Genomic DNA, 1,382 nt, shown 5'->3' with positions numbered 1-1,382 from the left:
GCCGCCTACGTCCCGCTCGACCCGGCCTACCCCGCCGAGCGGCTCGCCCACATGGCCGCCGACGCCCACCTCGCGGCCCTGATCAGCGCCGACGGCCTCCCGGCGGCCGACGGGGTGCCGGTGCTGCGCCCGGACGCCGCCGCCGACGGGCCCGAACTGCCCGAGCACGCCCACCCGCTGGACCCGGCGTACGTCATCTACACCTCCGGCTCCACCGGCCGCCCCAAGGGCGTCGAGGTGCCGCGCGGCGCCGTCGCCGCCCTGGTCACGGCCCTGGAGGCGAGCGGCGCCTACCGCGCCGAGCCCGGCGTGGTCGGCTGGAACGCCAGTGTCTCCTTCGACGCCTCCGTCCAGCAGTGGGCCCGGATCTGCCGCGGCGACACCGTCCTGGTGATCGGCGAGGAGCACCGCGCCGACCCGGCCCGGGTGGCCGCCCTGCTGGCCGAGCACGCCGTCACCGACCTCGACCTGACCCCCTCGCACTGGGAGCTGCTGCGCGAGCCGCTGGCCGGCGCCCGGGTGCCGCGGCTGTTCATGGGCGGTGAGGCCGTCCCCGAGCGCACCTGGCGCGAGCTGGCCGACGGCGGCGTCGACGCGCTCAACCTGTACGGGCCCACCGAGTGCACCGTCGACGCCGTCACCGCGCCGATCAGCGGCCCCGGACCGCACCTGGGCGCGCCGCTGCCCGGGGTGCGCCTGCACCTGCTGGACGAGAAGCTCGCCCCCGTCCCCGACGGCGTCGTCGGCGAGCTGTACCTGGCCGGGCCCGGCCTCGCCCACGGCTACCTCGGCCGGCCCGGACTGACCGCCGAACGCTTCGTCGCCGACCCGGTCGCCGCGGGGGAGAGGATGTACCGCACCGGGGACCAGGCCCGGCGCGGCGAGGGCGGCCGGCTGGAGTACGTCGGCCGGGTGGACCGCCAGGTCAAGCTGCGCGGCTACCGGGTCGAGCTCGGCGAGGTCGAGCACGCCCTGGCCCGGCTGGCGGGCGTCCGGGCCGCCGCCGTCACCGTCCACGAGCCCGCGCCCGGCGACCGCAGGCTGGCCGGCTACGTCACCGGCGCCGTCACCGCCGCCGAGCTGACCGAGCGGCTGCGGGCCACCGTGCCCGCCCACCTGGTGCCCTCGGTGATCACCGTGCTGGACGCCCTGCCGCTCACCCCGAACGGCAAGGTCGACCTGGCGGCGCTGCCCGCCCCCGCCGCCGCCTCCGCCGCCGCCTCCGCCGCGGAGTCGGGCGCCGGCGGACTGGCCGGGCAGGTCGCCGAGGTCTGGGGCACCGTGCTCGGCGTCACCGGCCTCCGGCCCACCGACGACTTCTTCTCGCTCGGCGGCCACTCCATCGCCGCACTGCGGGTCGTCCACCTGCTGCGCCGCCGCCT

General features: G+C 78.4%; 1 protein-coding gene. It reads left to right on the top strand.

Annotated elements, in window-relative coordinates; translation table 11 throughout:
- Nucleotides 1-1,382: non-ribosomal peptide synthetase (locus tag AE652_RS09950; RefSeq protein ID WP_049650873.1), on the top strand; the 1,382-nt coding region annotated here is incomplete at both ends.

Source organism: Kitasatospora sp. MY 5-36, from assembly GCF_001182915.1.
GTDB lineage: Bacteria > Actinomycetota > Actinomycetes > Streptomycetales > Streptomycetaceae > Kitasatospora.
The sequence above is the reverse complement of the archived record's forward strand: the minus strand, read 5'-3'. Positions and strand labels throughout refer to the sequence as shown.